This window comes from Ruegeria sp. HKCCD7303 (assembly GCF_013111185.1).
GTDB lineage: Bacteria > Pseudomonadota > Alphaproteobacteria > Rhodobacterales > Rhodobacteraceae > Ruegeria.
The window spans coordinates 364,358-381,732 of the sequence record NZ_WVRE01000003.1 but is presented as its reverse complement, the minus strand read 5'-3'; the positions used below and the strand labels follow the sequence as shown (position 1 = coordinate 381,732).

The 17,375-nt window shown below is 60.3% G+C and carries 16 protein-coding genes; 15 read left to right on the top strand and 1 reads right to left on the bottom strand.

Annotated elements, in window-relative coordinates:
• Genes cobN through cobJ form a run of 5 tightly spaced genes read left to right on the top strand, consistent with a single transcriptional unit; the run spans position 1 to position 6,527 of the window.
• On the top strand, positions 1 to 3,294 hold the full coding sequence (gene cobN, locus GS630_RS11470; protein WP_171619785.1) for a cobaltochelatase subunit CobN: 3,294 nt from the start codon (positions 1 to 3) through the stop codon (positions 3,292 to 3,294).
• Positions 3,291 to 4,412 (top strand): cobalamin biosynthesis protein CobG, encoded by a 1,122-nt coding sequence (locus GS630_RS11465; RefSeq protein WP_171619783.1) that lies wholly within the window; start codon positions 3,291 to 3,293, stop codon positions 4,410 to 4,412. Before cobN ends, GS630_RS11465 begins: the two co-directional genes overlap by 4 nt.
• On the top strand, positions 4,412 to 5,041 hold the full coding sequence (locus tag GS630_RS11460; RefSeq protein WP_171177486.1) for a precorrin-8X methylmutase: 630 nt from the start codon (positions 4,412 to 4,414) through the stop codon (positions 5,039 to 5,041). The genes GS630_RS11465 and GS630_RS11460 overlap by 1 nt, the downstream gene beginning before the upstream one ends.
• Entirely contained in the window at positions 5,038 to 5,766 is a 729-nt protein-coding gene (locus tag GS630_RS11455; RefSeq protein WP_171177488.1) for a precorrin-2 C(20)-methyltransferase, read from the top strand. The genes GS630_RS11460 and GS630_RS11455 overlap by 4 nt, the downstream gene beginning before the upstream one ends.
• Positions 5,763 to 6,527 (top strand): precorrin-3B C(17)-methyltransferase, encoded by a 765-nt coding sequence (gene cobJ, locus GS630_RS11450; RefSeq protein ID WP_171177490.1) that lies wholly within the window; start codon positions 5,763 to 5,765, stop codon positions 6,525 to 6,527. Before GS630_RS11455 ends, cobJ begins: the two co-directional genes overlap by 4 nt.
• On the opposite strand, the gene GS630_RS11445 is transcribed toward cobJ, so the two are convergent.
• Positions 6,518 to 7,264: a cobalt-precorrin-6A reductase gene (locus GS630_RS11445; protein ID WP_171177492.1), complete on the bottom strand. Its 747-nt coding sequence runs from the start codon at positions 7,262 to 7,264 to the stop codon at positions 6,518 to 6,520. The genes cobJ and GS630_RS11445 overlap by 10 nt on opposite strands.
• On the opposite strand from GS630_RS11445, the gene cbiE reads away from it, so the two are divergent.
• The 10 genes from cbiE (at position 7,263) to GS630_RS11395 (ending at position 17,364) form a co-directional block, all read left to right on the top strand.
• Complete coding sequence (cbiE, locus tag GS630_RS11440) at positions 7,263 to 8,462, top strand: precorrin-6y C5,15-methyltransferase (decarboxylating) subunit CbiE (protein WP_171619781.1); 1,200 nt, start codon at positions 7,263 to 7,265, stop codon at positions 8,460 to 8,462. The two genes, GS630_RS11445 and cbiE, sit on opposite strands and share 2 nt — an antisense overlap.
• Complete coding sequence (locus GS630_RS11435; RefSeq protein ID WP_171619779.1) at positions 8,459 to 8,839, top strand: cobalamin biosynthesis protein; 381 nt, start codon at positions 8,459 to 8,461, stop codon at positions 8,837 to 8,839. Before cbiE ends, GS630_RS11435 begins: the two co-directional genes overlap by 4 nt.
• Positions 8,836 to 9,630, top strand: a complete 795-nt coding sequence (gene cobM / locus GS630_RS11430) for a precorrin-4 C(11)-methyltransferase (RefSeq protein ID WP_171619777.1) — start codon at positions 8,836 to 8,838, stop codon at positions 9,628 to 9,630. The genes GS630_RS11435 and cobM overlap by 4 nt, the downstream gene beginning before the upstream one ends.
• Entirely contained in the window at positions 9,623 to 10,939 is a 1,317-nt protein-coding gene (locus GS630_RS11425) for a cobyrinate a,c-diamide synthase (protein WP_171177501.1), read from the top strand. The genes cobM and GS630_RS11425 overlap by 8 nt, the downstream gene beginning before the upstream one ends.
• A complete protein-coding gene (gene cobA / locus GS630_RS11420; RefSeq protein WP_171236509.1) occupies positions 10,936 to 11,664 on the top strand; it encodes a uroporphyrinogen-III C-methyltransferase in 729 nt (242 codons plus the stop codon). Before GS630_RS11425 ends, cobA begins: the two co-directional genes overlap by 4 nt.
• Positions 11,657 to 12,400 carry a precorrin-6A synthase (deacetylating) gene (gene cobF / locus GS630_RS11415; protein WP_171619775.1) on the top strand — a complete coding sequence of 248 codons (744 nt, stop codon included), beginning with the start codon at positions 11,657 to 11,659 and terminating at the stop codon, positions 12,398 to 12,400. The genes cobA and cobF overlap by 8 nt, the downstream gene beginning before the upstream one ends.
• A gap of 85 nt (positions 12,401 to 12,485) precedes the next feature.
• Positions 12,486 to 12,944, top strand: a complete 459-nt coding sequence (locus tag GS630_RS11410) for a DUF302 domain-containing protein (protein WP_171619773.1) — start codon at positions 12,486 to 12,488, stop codon at positions 12,942 to 12,944.
• A gap of 79 nt (positions 12,945 to 13,023) precedes the next feature.
• Positions 13,024 to 14,643: a thiamine pyrophosphate-binding protein gene (locus tag GS630_RS11405; RefSeq protein WP_171619771.1), complete on the top strand. Its 1,620-nt coding sequence runs from the start codon at positions 13,024 to 13,026 to the stop codon at positions 14,641 to 14,643.
• The gene (locus tag GS630_RS11400; protein ID WP_171712030.1) at positions 14,630 to 15,814 is read left to right on the top strand and encodes a CaiB/BaiF CoA-transferase family protein; all 1,185 of its coding nucleotides are present in this window, start codon (positions 14,630 to 14,632) and stop codon (positions 15,812 to 15,814) included. Before GS630_RS11405 ends, GS630_RS11400 begins: the two co-directional genes overlap by 14 nt.
• A 179-nt stretch (positions 15,815 to 15,993) precedes the next feature.
• Complete coding sequence (locus tag GS630_RS11395; RefSeq protein WP_171177511.1) at positions 15,994 to 17,364, top strand: tetratricopeptide repeat protein; 1,371 nt, start codon at positions 15,994 to 15,996, stop codon at positions 17,362 to 17,364.
• The last annotated feature ends 11 nt before the right edge of the window (positions 17,365 to 17,375 follow it).

Below are 17,375 nucleotides of genomic sequence, written 5' to 3'. Positions count from 1 at the left end.
ATGCACGTCGTCTTCCGCGAAAGCCACGGGCTCGAGGAAACCGAGACCCCAACCGATCTGGGCCAAAGCCCGGCGGATCTGGTTGTTTTGTCCTTCTCGGACAGCGACCTCGGCGCTTTCGCGGCGGGCTGGCATCGTGGCGGCGGAACCGAGGGGCGAATGCCGACGCTTCGATTGGCCAATTTGACCGCGCTCAAACACCCTCTGTCCGTCGACACCTATGTCGAGCAGACGTTGGACGGCGCCAAGGGCATTCTGATCCGCCTGATTGGCGGCGTGCCTTACTGGTCCTACGGCTTGCAACAGGTTCTGGCGCTGGCGCATGCTAAGGGCATCGCGCTTGCCGTTCTGCCCGCGGACGGGCGAGAGGATACGCGGCTGGATGACTACTCTACCCTGCCCGTTTCAACGCTGCGCCGTTTGGCCCATCTGTGTGACACCGGTGGTGAGGTCGCAGCGCAAGCCGCATTGGCCCAGATGGCCTTGGCAGCAGGGCTTTATGCCGGGCCGGTGATGGGCGCAAAGACCCTGCCTGAATGCGGCGCATGGTGCCCGGATCGCGGTGTAATCCCAACGGATACCGCGTTCGAAGGCGACGCAAAACGTATCGTCGTCACGTTTTACCGCGCATATCTGACGTCGGCCGACACTGCCCCAGTCGCAGCTCTGATCCGCAGTTTGCGTGCGCGCGGATTTGCGGCAGTGGGCCTGTTCGCACCTTCGCTCAAAGCGCCAACTGCTGCCGATTGGTTGCGCGAGACGCTTGGGGCGTTGACCCCCGCTGCCATCATCAACGCAACGTCCTTTTCGGGCAAAGGCGCGTCGGGCACGTCTCCGCTGGATGCCGCCAATGTGCCGGTGTTTCAGGTCGCTCTGGCCACCTCGCGCCGCAAAGCCTGGGCTGAGGCGGAACGCGGTCTCTCGCCTGCCGACCTTGCCATGCATGTTGTCTTGCCTGAGGTAGACGGACGAATTTCGGCGGGCATCGCCTCGTTCAAAGAACCGGGCAAACGCGATCCTCATCTGGAATACTCCCGCTTTGCCCATCGGGCCGAGGCCGAACGGATCGAAGCCATTATCGACCGGGTATCAGGCTGGCTGCGCCTGAACGACAAACCAAAGACGGATCAGATCCCGGCGCTTGTGCTGTCGACCTACCCCGGGAAAGACTGGCAGATGGCCCATGCGGTGGGTCTGGACGCGCTGGCATCCGCCGAGGCGATGCTGTCCGATCTCCAGAACGAAGGTTATGACACCGCGCCAGCAGAACCGATTGCCGAGACTCTTTTGGACGCTCGGATTTCATGGCCGCTGGACGAGTACTTGCAAGCGCTGACCTATCTGCCCGAGCAATTGCGAACCGACCTTCGAACGGTTTGGGGCAAATGCGAAGACGATCCGGCCTTTGCAGATGGCGCGTTTCACTTTACAGCTCTACGCCGGGGCCAAGCTCTGGTCGCGCTGCAACCCGAACGCGGAACACCGGAACTGCGCGATGACGATTATCACGACCTTTCGCGCACGCCCCGTCACAGCTATGTCGCCTTTTATTTGTGGCTGCGCAAAGGTCTTGGTGCGGACGCGCTGATCCATATTGGTGCGCATGGCACATTGGAATGGTTGCCCGGGAAGTCCGTTGCACTGTCTGCTGATTGCTGGCCCGAAGCGCTGATCCGCGACCTGCCAGTGATCTACCCCTTTATCGTCAATGACCCCGGCGAAGCCGCGCAGGCCAAGCGTCGGATCGGGGCCGTCACGCTGGGCCATATCCCACCGCCGATGAAGGAAAGCGGGACGCCGGACCGGATGGTGCGGTTGGAGTCGCTGCTGGATGAGTTCTCGAACGCAGACGGGTTAGACCCCAAGCGCCGCGACCGTTTGCAAGAAGATATTCGGGACGAAGCGCAGGCCATCGGGCTGGAAAACGATCTTGGGCTCGATCAAGCCACCTGCACAGCCGAGGCGATCACCCGGATCGACCGTTTTGTCTGTGACATCAAGGAAAGCCAATTCGGCGACGGGCTACATATCTTTGGCCGCGTGCCCGAAGTGACAGGCAATTTCGACCCAACGGCTTCGGCCCATGCCGAACGAAGTGCTCTGATCGACGCGCTCGGGGGCAAAAGGATCGAGGCTGGCCCATCCGGCTCTCCCTATCGTGGGCGGTCGGACGTGCTGCCGACAGGGCGGAACCTTTATACAACCGACCCACGCTCGGTCCCAACCCGCGCAGCATATGCGCAGGGCGTCAAACTGGCTGAAGAGCTTGTGCGCCGTCATCTGCAAGAAGAAGGCGATTACCCCAAAGGGCTGATTGTTGACCTGTGGGGCTCAGCCACCATGCGTACTGCGGGCGAAGAATTCGCCATGGCGCTGCATCTTCTGGGTGTAAAGCCTGTTTGGGACAAAGGTTCAGAGCGTGTATCTGGCATCGAGGTGCTTCCGATCACGGATCTCAGTCGCCCGCGACTGGACGTGACGTTGCGCGTGTCGGGCCTGTTCCGTGATGTGTTCCCGACCCTTTCGGCGCTGTACGGTCAGGCCGTTCGTGCGCTGTCTGCGCGCGACGAAGCGCCGGACTGGAACCCCTATGCAGGCTTGGCCCCTACGGCCCGCGTCTACGGCCCGGCGCCCGGCAGTTATGGCGTCAACATGACCCAATTGTCCGAAGTCTACACCGACGAAGCGCGCGTCCAGGCAGGCGAGGCTTGGCTGGAAGCCAGTTCTTTCGCGCTGGAAGGCGAACACATCGCACAGGACAAAGACGGTATCACCCAGCGCGTGGCCAATGCTGACAGCTTTGTTCACCTGCAGGATCTGACCGAAACCGATCTGCTGCTGGCCAATGACTACGCTACGCATGAGGCCGGATTTGCGGCAGCCAAGAAAATCACCGGTGGTAGCGTGCAGCTTTACCATCTGGACAACACAAACCCCGAAATCCCCCGCGCCCGAACCCTGCCGGAAGAGATCAGCCGTGTCGTTCACGCTCGCGCCGCAAATCCCAACTGGATCGCAGGGATGCAACGGCATGGCTTCAGGGGCGCAGCTGAAATCGCGGCGACGCTGGATCACATGGCATCCTTCGCCCATCTGTCCGGGACGGTCGCACCACATCTGTTCGATCTTTACCACGATGCCACTTTGGGCAACGAAGAAGTGGACACCTTCCTGCAAGAGGCCAATCCCCTGGCCCATCAAGCAATGCAGGACCGGTTCCGCGCGTTGCTTGAGGCCGGGCTTTGGAACACCCGTCGAAACTCGATCCGGGCGGATCTGGAGGGCCTGACATGAGCGCTCCTATCGTGCAGGGTTGGTGCCCCGGCGCCCATCGTCCAATGATGTCTGGTGACGGATTGGTCGTGCGGGTCCGGCCCCGGCTTGCACGACTGACAGCGGATCAGGCGCTGGGTCTGTGCGACCTTGCAGATCGGTTTGGCAACGGGTCGATCGACTTGACCAACCGTGCCAATCTTCAATTGCGGGGCGTGGAGGACTATGACCATCAGCCGCTGCTCAAGGAGCTTGCAGCGCTGAACCTTCTGGATGCAGAACCCGGCATCGAGGTGCGACGCAATATTCTGGTCACTCCGCTGTATCAGGCCGATGATTTGACTGCGCGCCTAACGCAGGAATTGATCGACCGGCTGGCGGAGCTGCCTGCCCTTCCCGCCAAGTTCGGCTTTGCCATCGACACCGGACCCGCGCGGCTTTTGAACGCGGATTCAGCGGATATTCGTCTGGAAACGGGCGTTGACGGCCTGATCCTGCGCGCCGATGGCTGCGAAACTGGGCGACCTGTGACCGAGGCCGACGCCATTGATCATATGATCGCGTTAGCCATGTGGTTTTCAAAGATATACACTTCCGAAACTCGCCGCATGGCGCGGGTCATCGACGCGTTGCCGCAGGAATGGCAAGGACATGCGCCGGGCCCCGTCGGCTCAAAACTGCAACCTGGCCCATGTGATCTGGGCGCGCTGTATGGTGCAGCTTTTGGATCGCTGCCTGCGCGCAAGCTTTATGATCTGATTGACGACGGCGGCGCGACTGCCCTGCGTGTCACGCCGTGGCGGTTGATCTTACTGGAAGGCGGGGCGGCGATACCCGCAACAAAGTTTGTCACGGATGCCTCTGACCCGCTGATGACCACCGACGCCTGCCCCGGCGCACCGTTCTGCCCACAGGCGCAGGTGGAAACCCGCGACATCGCCCGCGCCTTGGCCGCGCGCATACCCGGACGACTGCATGTCTCGGGATGTGCCAAGGGCTGTGCCCGGATGGGGCCTGCCGACATCACATTGGTGGGCGCAAACGGACGATTTGATCTTGTAAAACAGGGCCGCGCAGGGGATGAGCCCTGCCAGCGCGGGCTCGACCCCGAAACACTCATGACTATGGACTTCACCTGATGCCCTACACATACGAAACCGATGGCGCGGCGATCTACAAGGAAAGCTTTGCCACCATCCGGTCCGAGGCTGATCTGGCCCGTTTTGATGCCGATGAAGAGCAGGTCGCCGTCCGGATGATCCACGCTGCGGGTATGGTCGGGCTGGAAGAGTTCATTCATTTCTCGCCTGGTTTTGTGACGGATGCCCGCACGGCGTTGGAAAATGGCGCACCGATCCTGTGTGATGCGCGTATGGTCAGCGAAGGTGTGACCCGTTTCCGCCTGCCCGCCGATAACGAAGTGATCTGCACCCTGCATGACGAACGCGTGCGCCCTTTGGCCGCCGAGATGAGCAACACCCGCTCTGCTGCCGCGCTGGAACTGTGGCGTCCGCATCTGGACGGGGCATTGGTCGCCATCGGCAACGCGCCGACGGCCCTGTTCCACCTTCTGAACATGTTGGAAGACCCCGACTGCCCGCGCCCTGCCGCGATCATTGGCTGCCCCGTGGGCTTTGTCGGCGCAATGGAATCCAAGGATGCGCTGTGGGAGGCACAACCGGTGCCGTCCTGCATTGTCAAAGGTCGTCTGGGCGGCAGTGCCATCACCGTGGCAGCCGTCAACGCCATCGCAAGCCGGGCAGAATGAGCATGGGCACCATATACGGCGTGGGTCTTGGCCCCGGCGACCCGGATCTGATGAGCGTCCGGGCAGATCGTCTGTTGCGCAATGCCAAGCATGTGGCCTTTTTCCGCAAGCCGGGCCGCAGCGGTCAGGCCCGCAAGATCGTCAACGGCATGATCCCTGAAGGTGCGGTGGAATTTCCGATGGAATACCCCGTAACCACCGAGATCCCCGTCACGGACCCGCGTTACAATGAGTTGCTGGCCGCATTCTACGAGGATTGCACTGCCCATCTGAAAACACTGTCCGAACAGGGCGAAGACGTTGTGGTTCTGTGCGAGGGCGATCCGTTCTTCTATGGCTCTTTCATGCATCTTTACAACCGGTTGCGCAATGAAACTCCGGTTGAGGTTGTGCCTGCAATCACCGGCATGTCCGGTGCGTGGACCGCGACAGGTGACCCGATCACATGGGGTGATGACGTGTTGACCGTGCTGGTTGGCACCTTGCCGGAAGACACTTTGGCCGAGCGTATGGCGCAAACTGATGCGCTCGTTGTGATGAAGATCGGGCGGAACATCGAGAAGGTGAAGCGGGCTTTGAAAACCTCAGGCCTCTATGACCGGGCGTGGATCGTCGAATACGCACAGATGCCGAACCAAACGGTGACAAAACTGTCGGAGGCATGCGAAAAGATCACCCCGTATTTCTCGATCATCGTGGTGCATGGTCAGGGACGGCGGCCATGAGCGGTTGGGTCAAGATTGCAGGGCTGGGGCCGGGCGACGAGGCATTGGTGACACCAGAAGTCACTGCGGCGCTGGCTGAGGCCACCGATGTGGTAGGTTACATCCCGTACGTCGCGCGTGTGACCGAACGCCCTGGCCTGACCTTGCACGCAAGCGACAACCGGGTCGAAATCGACCGCTCGCAACACGCATTGCAAATGGCTGCCGAGGGCAAAAAAGTTGTCGTCGTATCCTCAGGCGACCCCGGTGTGTTTGCCATGGCCGCAGCCGTCTTTGAGGCGCTGGAGAGCGGCCCGTCTGAATGGCGCGAACTTCAGATCGATGTACTGCCGGGCATCACCGCAATGTTGGCCGCATCTGCGCGGGCGGGTGCGCCCATGGGACATGATTTCTGTGCCATAAACCTCAGCGACAATCTGAAACCGTGGTCATTAATCGAAAAGCGTCTGCGTCTGGCGGCACAGGCCGATTTCTCGATGGCCTTCTACAATCCACGCTCAAAGTCTCGTCCGGAAGGCTTTGTAAAGACATTGGAAATCCTGCGTGACGAATGCGAGCCCGAGCGCCTGATTATGTTCGCTCGCGCGGTTTCGCGGTCAGACGAGGCGATCCGAATTTCGACGCTTGCCGAAGCCACGCCCGAGATGGCGGATATGCAGACAGTGGTCATTGTGGGTTCGTCCCGCACCCGCGTGATCGAGCGCAAAGGCACACCAATCGTCTACACCCCACGTTTTACCCCTGATAAGGATCAGGGATGAGACAGCCAGTCCAGAACCTGTGCGACAGTCGTAAGCTCGGTCCGTTGCGGCAGAACCGGGCGGTCGATCATCAACACGGGCAAGCCCAGCGCGCGCGCCGCATCCAGCTTGGCCCGCGCGCCGGTGCCTCCCGCGTTCTTGGAGACGACAAGCTGCGTCCCATGGCGCTGCATCAGCGCGCGATCGTCGGCTTCGGTAAAGGGCCCTCTGGCAACGACAACTTCGGCATTCGGCAGGGGCAAGCTGTCGGGGTCATCCACCAGACGCAGCAGATAATTGTGCTGGGGCTGGGCGGCAAAATCCTCAAGATGCATGCGGCCAACGGCCAGGAAAACCCGCTGTGCGTCCCCGGACAGTGCATCGACAGCCGCCGCGATATCAGGGACGTGATGCCAGTTATCGCCGGTCTGCGGCGTCCACGCCGCGCGGGTCAGCGCGGCCAGGGGCATCTGCGTTGCCCAACACGCCTCGATCGCGTTCCGGCTCATCTGGGCCGCAAACGGATGGGTCGCGTCCACGACATGAGTGATGGCGTTGTCGCGGATGAAATCCGCCAAACCTTCCGAGCCGCCGTAACCGCCAACACGGACTGGCAAAGGCTGCGGGCGTGGCGTTTCCACCCGTCCTGCGTAGGAATAGACAGCCGTAATTCGTTGTTCCACAAAGGTTTTAGCCAAGGCGTTGGCCTCGGTCGTACCGCCCAGAAGCAACACATTGGGGATCAGGAGATTAGTCATGTCTGATGCTCCGTGGCTGACCGTTCTGGGATTGGGCGAAGATGGGCTTGATGGCCTGTCGCCAACAAGCCGTCAAGTGCTGGACCGGGCCGAAGTGATCATGGGGCCACCGCGCCACCTGTCGCTGCTGCCCGAAACCGGAGCAGAACGCATCGAATGGCCGGTGCCGTTTTCGGATGGCTTGCCGATCCTGCAAGGTTTGCGCGGGAAACAGACCGTTGTTCTGGCTTCGGGCGATCCGTTCTGGTTTGGCGCGGGCTCGGTCATTGCGCGCAATTTCGATGCCGGTGAATGGACCGCCCTGCCCGGCCAATCCACCTTTTCGCTGGCCGCCGCACGGCTCGGCTGGCCCTTGGAAAGTACTTTGACCTTTGGCCTGCACGCCGCGCCGCTGACCCGGCTGCGCCCCCATCTGGCCCCGGGTCTGCGCGCGATCCTTTTGCTGCGCGACGGAAAGGCTGTGGCGGAACTGGCAACATATTTGACTGAAACCGGTTTTGCAGATTCTTCTCTGCACGTTATGCAGGCTTTGGGCGGTCCGCGCGAAAGCTCCAAAACCGTCACTCTGACCGAGGCCCTTCTGGGCACGTTCGACCATCCCGTCTGCGTTGGCCTGGACGTCACCGGCTCAGGTCCGGCCCTGTCCAAAGCGTCTGGCAAACCCGATGACATCTTTGAAACCGACGGTCAAATCACCAAACGCCCCATCCGAGCGCTGACCCTTTCAGCGCTTGCCCCGCAACGGGGCGAACATCTGTGGGATATCGGCGGCGGCACGGGTTCAATAAGCATCGAATGGCTAATGTGTGATCAGACCCTTTCCGCAACGTGTTTCGAGCCCCGTGCTGACCGGGCCGAGCGTATCCGCCGAAATGCAGATACGTTGGGGCAAGATCGATTGAATGTAGTACACGGAACCGCACCAGAAGCGCTGTCCGGTGTCGACCTGCCGGATGCCGTTTTCATCGGCGGAGGGTTGAGCGCCAATCTGCTGGCGTGGCTGCGCGATGCGCTTCCCAAGGGCACACGCCTTGTCGCCAATGCGGTCACATTGGAAAGCGAGGCCCTGCTGGCACGTTGGCACGAAGACTTGGGCGGTGACCTGCTTCGGATAGAACTTGCACAATCAGCCCCGCTGGGACCAAGGCGCGGCTGGAAATCCGCCTATCCGGTGGTGCAGTGGAGCGTGACGCTATGATCGTTGCTGGCCTTGGTTTCTCCTCTTCTGCGACAGCCGACAGCTTGCGTGAAGCGTTTGACGCGGCGACTGCGAACCATGATGTGGCAGCCTTGGCGACTGTCACCGACAAGGAAGGCCATTCAGCACTGACATCCTTTGCAGAAGAGGTGTCTCTGCCCGTGCATTTCGTTGCCGCAGCTGATCTGGCCGGGCAACGCACGCTCACTTGCTCGACCCGTAGCCGGGCCACCTATGGCACCGGAAGCGTGGCCGAAGCATCCGCATTGGCTGCCGCCGGAAAGCTTGTTGGCTCGGGCGCGCGGTTGCTCTCACCCAGACAGATTTCAGACGACCGGCTGGCGACCTGCGCCATAGCCATCGGAGGACAAACATGACCGTTCATTTCATCGGCGCCGGACCGGGCGCCGCCGACCTGTTGACACTGCGCGGGCGCGATATCATCGCATCCTGTCCTGTGTGCCTTTACGCTGGGTCTCTGGTGCCGGAAGAGATCCTGAGCCACTGCCCCGAGGGCGCAAAGATCATCAACACAGCGCCGATGGATCTGGATCAGATCATGGCCGAGATCGACGCGGCCCATAAAGCGGGTCAGGATGTGGCGCGCCTTCATTCCGGTGATCTGTCGGTCTGGTCGGCTATGGGTGAGCAAATCCGCCGCTTGAAAGAGATGGGCATCCCGGTCAGCGTCACACCGGGCGTGCCTTCGTTTGCCGCTGCCGCTGCTGCGCTGGGTACGGAACTGACGTTGCCGGGTCTGGCGCAATCCGTGGTGCTGACCCGAACACCGGGACGAGCATCCTCGATGCCCGAAGGCGAAACCTTGGAAAACTTCGCGCGCACAGGGGCGACGCTGGCTATTCACCTGTCGATCGGCAATCTGGACAAGGTCATCGCCGATCTGACACCGGCCTTTGGGGCAGATTGCCCGGTAGCCGTAGTTTACCGCGCCAGCTGGCCGGATGAGCAGATCATTCGAGCAACGCTGGAGACGCTGAAAGACGCGCTGGACGAGAAAATCTCGCGCACTGCATTGATTATGGTCGGTCCGGCGCTGGCGGGCGAAGGCTTTGACGAAAGCTGCCTGTATTCAAAAGATTACGACCGCCGCTATCGCCCGCAAAGCGCAGAAAGCCCTTGGTCCAGCTGGAGCCACGGCGATGACTAACCCCCCCGGCGTTCTGATTTCAGCGCCGTCCTCCGGCACCGGCAAGACAACGGTGATGCTGGGCCTGTTGCGGGCTTTGGCCGAGGATGGTCTGACCGTGCAACCGTTCAAAAGCGGACCCGATTACATTGATCCTGCGTTCCATCGGGCGGCAGCGGGACGAGCCTCGTTCAACCTGGACAGCTGGGCGATGGGTGATCCTTTGCTGAGCGCAATTTCAGCGCAGGCCGAAGGTGCGGATATCGTTGTGGCCGAAGGTTCGATGGGGCTGTTCGACGGTGTCGCCAAGCCCGGAGAGCTGGGCCACGGGTCAAGTGCTGAAACCGCTGCGCGGATGGGATGGCCGGTGGTGCTGGTTCTGGACGTCGGCGGTCAGGCGCAATCGGCGGCAGCGACGGCGTTAGGATTCAAGTTGTACAATCCCGATCTGCCTTTTGCCGGAGTGATCCTGAACCGCTGCGCCAGCCCCCGGCACGAGCGTTTGACCCGACTGGGCATGGAACGCGCAGGATTGCCGGTACTGGGCGTGCTGCCCCGTCGCGGAGATCTGACATTGCCGGAACGGCATCTAGGTCTGATTCAGGCGGTTGAGCATCCGGATCTGGAAAGCGCAATCGTCGGCTATGCTGCGTTTCTGCGCGAACATGTTGATCTTGAGGCGATCAAGCGGGCGGCTTCCTCAGGCCCCGGCGGGCCATCGTCAGCCGCGCTGCCGCGCCCACCTGCTCAGCGGATTGCGCTGGCTCGGGATGCGGCCTTTTCGTTCACCTATCCGCACCTGTTGGAAGGCTGGCGCGCGGCTGGGGCCGAAATCCTGCCTTTCTCGCCACTGGCCGATGAAGCCCCGGCGACGGATGCCGATCTGATCTGGTTGCCCGGTGGATACCCTGAGTTGCACGCCGGAACCTTGGCCGCAGCGAACACGTTCCTGACGGGTCTGCGCAAGCATGCCGAGACCAAGCCGGTTCATGGGGAATGCGGGGGCTATATGGCGCTTGGGACAGCGCTGATCGACAAGGATGGCGTGCAGCATGAAATGGCAGGCTTACTTGGGCTTGTGACCTCTTACCAGAAGCGAAAATTCAACCTTGGGTACCGCAAGGCTGAATTGCTGGCACAGATGCCCGGTTTTGCTGAAGGCGCTGCACTGCGCGGGCACGAATTCCACTATTCTTCGATTGTGGAGCAACCTGATGCCCCGCTTGCGCGTGTGTTTGATGCAGAAGGCGCAGAAGGCCCGCAGACAGGCTCGGTGCGCGGCAATGTCACCGGCACGTTCTTTCACCTGATCGCAGAGGCCTCGGCATGAGCGGCTTTGTCTCTTTCATCGGTTCGGGCCCCGGAGACCCTGAACTGCTGACACTGAAGGCCGTGGACCGGATGCAGAAAGCGGATGCCGTGCTGTTTGATGACCTGAGCAGCGGGCCCATTCTGAGCCACGCGCGCGAGGATGCGGATCTTGTGGGGGTCGGCAAACGGGCTGGACGCCCCTCGCCCAAACAGGACCATGTCAGCCGGTTGTTGGTGGATTATGCCCAGACCGGCCAGCACGTTGTGCGGCTGAAGTCCGGCGATGGCGGGATGTTCGGGCGTCTGGAAGAAGAGCTTGTGGCCCTGCGTGAAGCAGGTATTGCCTATGAGATCATTCCTGGCATCCCCTCAGCCATTGCGGCGGCGGCTGCAGCCGGTATTCCGCTGACACGCCGTCTGACCGCACGGCGGGTACAGTTTGTCACCGGTCATGACGTCAGCGGCGAACTGCCGGACGATCTGAACCTGACTGCTTTGGCTGACCCTCAGGCCACCACCGTTGTGTTCATGGGCAAGCGCACCTTCCCGCTGCTGGTTGAAGCGTTGAATGCTCATGGCCTGCCACTGGACACTCCGGCGTTGATGGCTGAATCCGTGTCGACCCCGGATCAAAAGCTCCGGCGCGCTACCATCGGCGCGTTGGCGGATCAGTTGAAGTCCGAGATTGGCAAAGCTCCGGCGCTGATCCTGTATGGCCCACTGGCGGAGTTCGAAGATGATTGACCTAAGCCTGATCGGCATCGGCACGGGAAACCCCGATCATGTGACCTTTCAAGGGGCGAAGGCGATCCGGGCGGCGGACTTGATTCTGATTCCGCGAAAAGGGGAGAACAAAGCCGATCTGGCCGGGCTGCGCGAGGAAATCATTGCCGAAGTAACCGATACCGCGCCCCAGATCGCATATTTCGATATCCCGAAACGCCGCGCGGACGATGGCTATTTGCGCGGAGTTGACGAATGGCACGATGCCATTGCCCTGCGCTGGCAAGAAGCGATGGATACCCATCCCGAGGCAAAGCACGTTGCCTTGCTGATCTGGGGGGATCCGTCGCTTTATGACAGTTCGCTGCGCATCGCGTCGCGGCTTGCCCCCAAACCCAAAACGAAAGTGATCCCCGGCATTACCGCCTTGCAAGCGCTGACGGCGGCCCACGCGATCCCGATCAATGATCTGGGTGCGCCTTATGTCGTCACAACAGGCCGCCGCATTCGGGATGAAGGGTGGCCCGCAACCGGCTCAAAAGTAGCGGTTATGTTAGATGGAGAATGCTCGTTCCAATCCCTTGAGATGGCGGAATTCGACATCTGGTGGGGCGCGTATGTGGGTATGAAAGAAGAGCTGCTGATCAGCGGTCCGCTGGATCAGGTCGCGCAGCGGATTCTGGACACCCGAGCCAAAGCCCGCGCCGATCACGGCTGGATCATGGATATCTACCTGTTAAAGAAGCGCGCCGCATAAAAGCGCGAGCCGAACACGGGTTTGTGACTGCGCTACACGGCCAAGTCTGGCACACATGATTCAGCAAGTTTTCGGAGACGTGATGATGAAAGCGCTCATACCCCTGTTCTGCCTGATCGCTTTGCCCGTCTGGGCGCAAGACATACCCAAGGGTTGGGTCGTACACCCATCAGACAAGCCCTATGCCGAACTGGTCGATGCCACCAAAGCCGCCATCAAGGGAAACGGGTTGATCGTCGTAACTCAGGCTGGCCCCACCAAGGCGGCGGCTGCGCGCGGGATCACCATTCCGGGCAACCGGGTGATCGGGGCCTTTAACAATGACTATGCAGTGCGGGTGCTTGAAACCTCGACCCATGCGATGATCGAAGCGCCCATCCGCTTTTATGTCACCGAAAACGAGGACGGCTCTGCCACTCTATCCTACAAAACTCCCAGCTTTGTTTTTGCCCCATACGCATCGGAAGGTGGGCAGGCTTTGCTGGACATCGCCGCAGAACTTGACACAAAGTTTCAATCTGTCGCCGAAGACGCAGTCAAATAGTCACACTGGCGTGAACCGGCTTGCGTCTGTGGGCGTCCTCCGCAATCTGCTTTGAAACGGTTATTTCGGAGCATGACTGATGCAGGACTCTTCGCCCCGCGCTGCGGATCTTCTGGCCCAACGCCTGTACGAAGCGGGGTGCCGCCACGCATTTGGGATGCCAGGGGGTGAGGTTCTTACGCTGGTGGACGCACTAGAGAAGGCAGGCATCACCTTCCATCTGACCAAGCATGAAAATTCTGCCGGGTTTATGGCAGAGGCGGTGCATCACCGTGATGGCGCACCTGCGATATTGGTGGCCACACTTGGTCCGGGAGCGATGAACGGTATCAACGTCGTTGCAAATGCGCTGCAGGACCGCGTGCCCATGATCGTTCTGACCGGATGTGTCGACGCAGATGAGGCCCTGACCTACACGCATCAGGTCATGGACCACGCCCAAGTATACCGCTCGATCACCAAGGGTACCTTCACGCTGACCGCCAAGGGCGCGGACGTGGTGGCCGACAAGGCGGTATCGCTGGCCATGCAGCCGCGCCCCGGCCCGGTTCATGTTGATGTACCTATCTCGGTTGCTGACACGCCCGTGATCGGTGTGAAACGCCGCCGTCTTGCCAAGGTCGCGCCAGTAAGCCCGGGGGGGGAGTGTCTGGAAAAGGCCCGCCGATGGGTGGCCGAGGCCGAGCGCCCAATTGCCATCATCGGTCTGGATGTCCTCTATGATGACTCGCGCAGTGTGGTGCAGGCGTTTTTGGAACATTTTGGCATTCCCTTCGTGACCACCTACAAGGCCAAAGGCGTGGTGCCCGAGGATCACCCCCTGTGTCTGGGCGGTGCGGGCCTGTCTCCGTTGGCGGACAAACATCTGGTGCCGCTGGTCGAACAATCCGATTTGGTGCTTTGCCTGGGCTATGACCCGATCGAAATGCGGCCCGGTTGGCGCGAGATTTGGGATCCCGAAACCAAGCGCGTCATCGACATCTCTGCCGTGGTGAACGATCATTACATGCATCAGGCGGGTCTAAACCTTGTTGCCGATACAGGCGAAACGCTGGAAGCCATCGCCAAAGGCAACCCCGCCCGTACAACTTGGCCAAATGGCGAGCCCTCACAGGTCAAAACTGCTTTGGCAGAGGCTTTCCCAAATGACGAATCCTGGGGACCGGCGGCAGTCATTGCTGAAACCCGGGCGGTTTTGCCCCCTGAAACTCTGGCAACCGCAGATAGCGGCGCACATCGTATTTTGCTGAGTCAGATGTGGGGGTGCAGTGAAGAGCGCGGGCTGATCCAGTCTTCGGCGCTGTGTACTATGGGCTGCGCGGTTCCGATGGCCATCGGCCTGAAACTGGCCGAACCTCAGCGCCCGGTCATCAGCTTCTCAGGCGATGCCGGTTTTCTGATGGTGGCTGGTGAATTGTCGACCGCCGCCGAAATGCGAGGCAACCCGATCTTTTTGGTCTTTGTGGATGCAAGCCTTGCTCTGATCGAACTGAAACAGCGTCAAAGACAAATGGGCAACAAGGGCGTGGACTTTGGCCACCATGATTTCGCTGCCATGGGCCGAGCCTTTGGTGGGAATGGCCAAACCGTTCGCAACAGGGCAGAGTTGCGCGCAGCGTTGGAAGCTGCTGTAAAGGCCGAGACATTTACCGTCATTGCTGCTGAAATTGAGCGCGGAGGTTATGATGGCCGCATCTGAAGGCCCCCTGAACGGCGTCAAGGTTCTGGATCTTAGCCGGATTCTGGCAGGGCCCACATGCACGCAGTTGCTTGGCGATCTGGGCGCAACCGTCATCAAGATTGAAAACCCCGCCACAGGCGGCGACGACACAAGGCAATGGGGTCCGCCCTATGTGACAGATGCCCAGGGCAACCGCTCGGACCTAAGTGCGTATTTCATGTCAGCCAACCGCAACAAGAAATCCGTCGCTCTGGATATCGCCACAGCCGAAGGCCAGGCGGAAATTCGGCGGCTGGCGTCACATGCGGATATCCTTATCGAAAATTTCAAGCCCGGCGGGCTGGCGAAATACGGTCTCGACTACGCCACCCTGTCGCAAGAGTTTCCCGATTTGGTCTACTGCTCAATATCGGGCTACGGACAGACAGGCCCCAATTCCAGCAAGCCCGGCTACGATCTGATGGCACAGGGCTATGGTGGGATCATGTCACTGACCGGCGATCCGGAAGGTGCGCCCATGAAAGTTGGCGTCGGAATCGCAGATGTGATGTGTGGTATGTACGCAACCGTCGGCATCCTTGCCGCACTACGTCACCGCGACCTGACTGGCGAAGGGCAGCAGATTGATCTGGCTTTGGTGGATGCTCAGATCGCGTGGCTGATCAATGAAGGCGTAAATTATCTGACTTCAGGCGATGTCCCGCAGCGGCGCGGCAACGGGCACCCGAATATCGTACCCTACGACGTCTATGAAACCGCTGACGGGCACGTCATTCTCGCGGTTGGAAATGACGGTCAGTTCAGAAAACTCTGCAGCTTTATCGAAAGAGCAGAACTGGCAGACGACCCCAGATTTGCAACCAATCCAGCCCGTTTGGAAAATCGAGATGCGCTGAACGCGGTTCTTCGTCCTGCGGTTAAAACGTTGAGCACACAGGCCGTTATTTCTGGACTTGAAGCCGTCAAAGTTCCTGTTGGTCCGGTTCAGACGCTTGATCAGGTCTTTGATACTGAACAGGTGGCCGCGCGGCAGATGCAGATCGCAATGCAAGCCCAACCTGGTCAGGTCAACCTGATCGGGAATCCACTCAACTTGTCTCGTACGCCTGTAACATATCGCAGCGCGCCACCGGTCTGCGGGGCGGATACTCAGGCGGTTCTGAGCGCCGAAAACCCTTTCGAAGATTGAAATACTTGCACATTTAGGCAGCAACTCGCTGAAACATGCTCTTGAATCGGCGGTTTTTTTCGCCTTTTTCGCACACGGCATTTCACCAATTCGAGAGCAGGGTCGATACTGTTACGCCCCTCCCTCACACTCTGTTACATCGAACAGTGTGAAGTACCGCAATCAGATTGGACCAAAGTATGAAACAAGACGTTTTTGGACAGATGAACACCCTGACGCAGCCAGCGGCTGTGGATGCATGGAATGGTGTTCTGCTTGGGTTCATGGCGCATGCGGCAGTCACGCCCCAACATCTGGGCAAGGTGCTTGAGCTTGAGCCCGACTTTGCGCTGGGTCATGCGGTCAAAGGTCTGTTCATGGCTCTGCTGGGTCGGCGCGAGATGATGGCGGTCGCGGTAGAGGCTCTGGCTGCGGCCAATGCCGCGTCCGAGCGGCAACCGATTTCGGCCCGAGAGCAGCTGTACGTAGACTCGTTGGCGCTGTTTCTGACAGGCCAACAGACGCAGGCGGTTCAGAAATTCGAAGCCATTCTGCGCGAACACCCGCAGGACACATTGGCGATGAAACTGAGCCATGCGACACGATTCGTACTGGGTGATGCCGATGGGATGCGCCGGTCGATTGAACGCGTGATGCCATCCTATGATCCCGACCATCCCGGTCGGGGTTATCTGTTGGGCTGCCACTCCTTTGCGCTGGAGGAAACTGGTGCCTACGAAAAAGCCGAGATCGCTGGCCGTCAGGCGTTGTGGATGGTTTCGGATGATGCGTGGGGTCTGCACGCGGTGGCCCATGTTCATGAGATGACCGGCAACGCACAGCTGGGTCTGGATTGGTTGGCCGGACGCGAAGACGCCTGGGCGCACTGTAACAATTTCCGCTATCACGTCTGGTGGCACAAAGCCCTGATGCATCTTGATCTGGGCCAGGTCGATCAGGTGATGGAGCTGTATGACGCCCATATCCGCAAGGATAAAACCGACGACTACCGCGACATTTCGAATGCAACCTCGCTGTTGTCTCGGCTTGAGCTTGAGGGCGTAAATGTTGGAAACCGCTGGGAAGAACTGGCTGATCTGAGTGCTGCGCGCACCGAAGATGGCTGCCTGATCTTTGCGGACCTGCATTACCTGCTGGCCTTGACGGGCGATAACCGCGCCGATTCCACCGCCAAGATGCTGAGCCGGATGAACCGTGATGCCGCCCAAGCCAATGATGACGCCACCCGTCGTATGGCTGATCCGGGTGTTTCAGCCGCCATGGGATTGGAAGCCTTCGGAGACGGCCATTATGGCACCGCCTTCGATCACCTGCTGACGGCGCGTGGATCGATGCAACTGGCCGGTGGCAGCCACGCGCAACGTGATGTATTTGAACGCATTACCATCGATTCTGGCCTGCGCGCCGGACGCCTGGACGCGGTCGAGCGCATTCTGGACGACCGCCGTGCCAAACGCGCCGGAGGCGAAGACAATTATGCCGTCGCGCGCCGTGCCCTGATCGACGCGGCCCGAGACAGCGGCGACGTTCAAAGCGTTCCCGCAGAATAACAAGACGACCA

Coding starts and splice junctions, on each gene's coding strand:
- GS630_RS11395 (WP_171177511.1), top strand. CDS start 15,994: ATGAAACAAGACGTTTTTGGACAGATGAACACCCTGACGCAGCCAGCG.
- GS630_RS11465 (WP_171619783.1), top strand. CDS start 3,291: ATGAGCGCTCCTATCGTGCAGGGTTGGTGCCCCGGCGCCCATCGTCCA.
- GS630_RS11410 (WP_171619773.1), top strand. CDS start 12,486: ATGAAAGCGCTCATACCCCTGTTCTGCCTGATCGCTTTGCCCGTCTGG.
- cobA (WP_171236509.1), top strand. CDS start 10,936: ATGAGCGGCTTTGTCTCTTTCATCGGTTCGGGCCCCGGAGACCCTGAA.
- cbiE (WP_171619781.1), top strand. CDS start 7,263: ATGTCTGATGCTCCGTGGCTGACCGTTCTGGGATTGGGCGAAGATGGG.
- GS630_RS11400 (WP_171712030.1), top strand. CDS start 14,630: ATGGCCGCATCTGAAGGCCCCCTGAACGGCGTCAAGGTTCTGGATCTT.
- GS630_RS11445 (WP_171177492.1), bottom strand. CDS start 7,264: ATGACTAATCTCCTGATCCCCAATGTGTTGCTTCTGGGCGGTACGACC.
- GS630_RS11460 (WP_171177486.1), top strand. CDS start 4,412: ATGCCCTACACATACGAAACCGATGGCGCGGCGATCTACAAGGAAAGC.
- GS630_RS11455 (WP_171177488.1), top strand. CDS start 5,038: ATGAGCATGGGCACCATATACGGCGTGGGTCTTGGCCCCGGCGACCCG.
- cobJ (WP_171177490.1), top strand. CDS start 5,763: ATGAGCGGTTGGGTCAAGATTGCAGGGCTGGGGCCGGGCGACGAGGCA.
- GS630_RS11435 (WP_171619779.1), top strand. CDS start 8,459: ATGATCGTTGCTGGCCTTGGTTTCTCCTCTTCTGCGACAGCCGACAGC.
- GS630_RS11405 (WP_171619771.1), top strand. CDS start 13,024: ATGCAGGACTCTTCGCCCCGCGCTGCGGATCTTCTGGCCCAACGCCTG.
- cobM (WP_171619777.1), top strand. CDS start 8,836: ATGACCGTTCATTTCATCGGCGCCGGACCGGGCGCCGCCGACCTGTTG.
- cobF (WP_171619775.1), top strand. CDS start 11,657: ATGATTGACCTAAGCCTGATCGGCATCGGCACGGGAAACCCCGATCAT.
- GS630_RS11425 (WP_171177501.1), top strand. CDS start 9,623: ATGACTAACCCCCCCGGCGTTCTGATTTCAGCGCCGTCCTCCGGCACC.
- cobN (WP_171619785.1), top strand. CDS start 1: ATGCACGTCGTCTTCCGCGAAAGCCACGGGCTCGAGGAAACCGAGACC.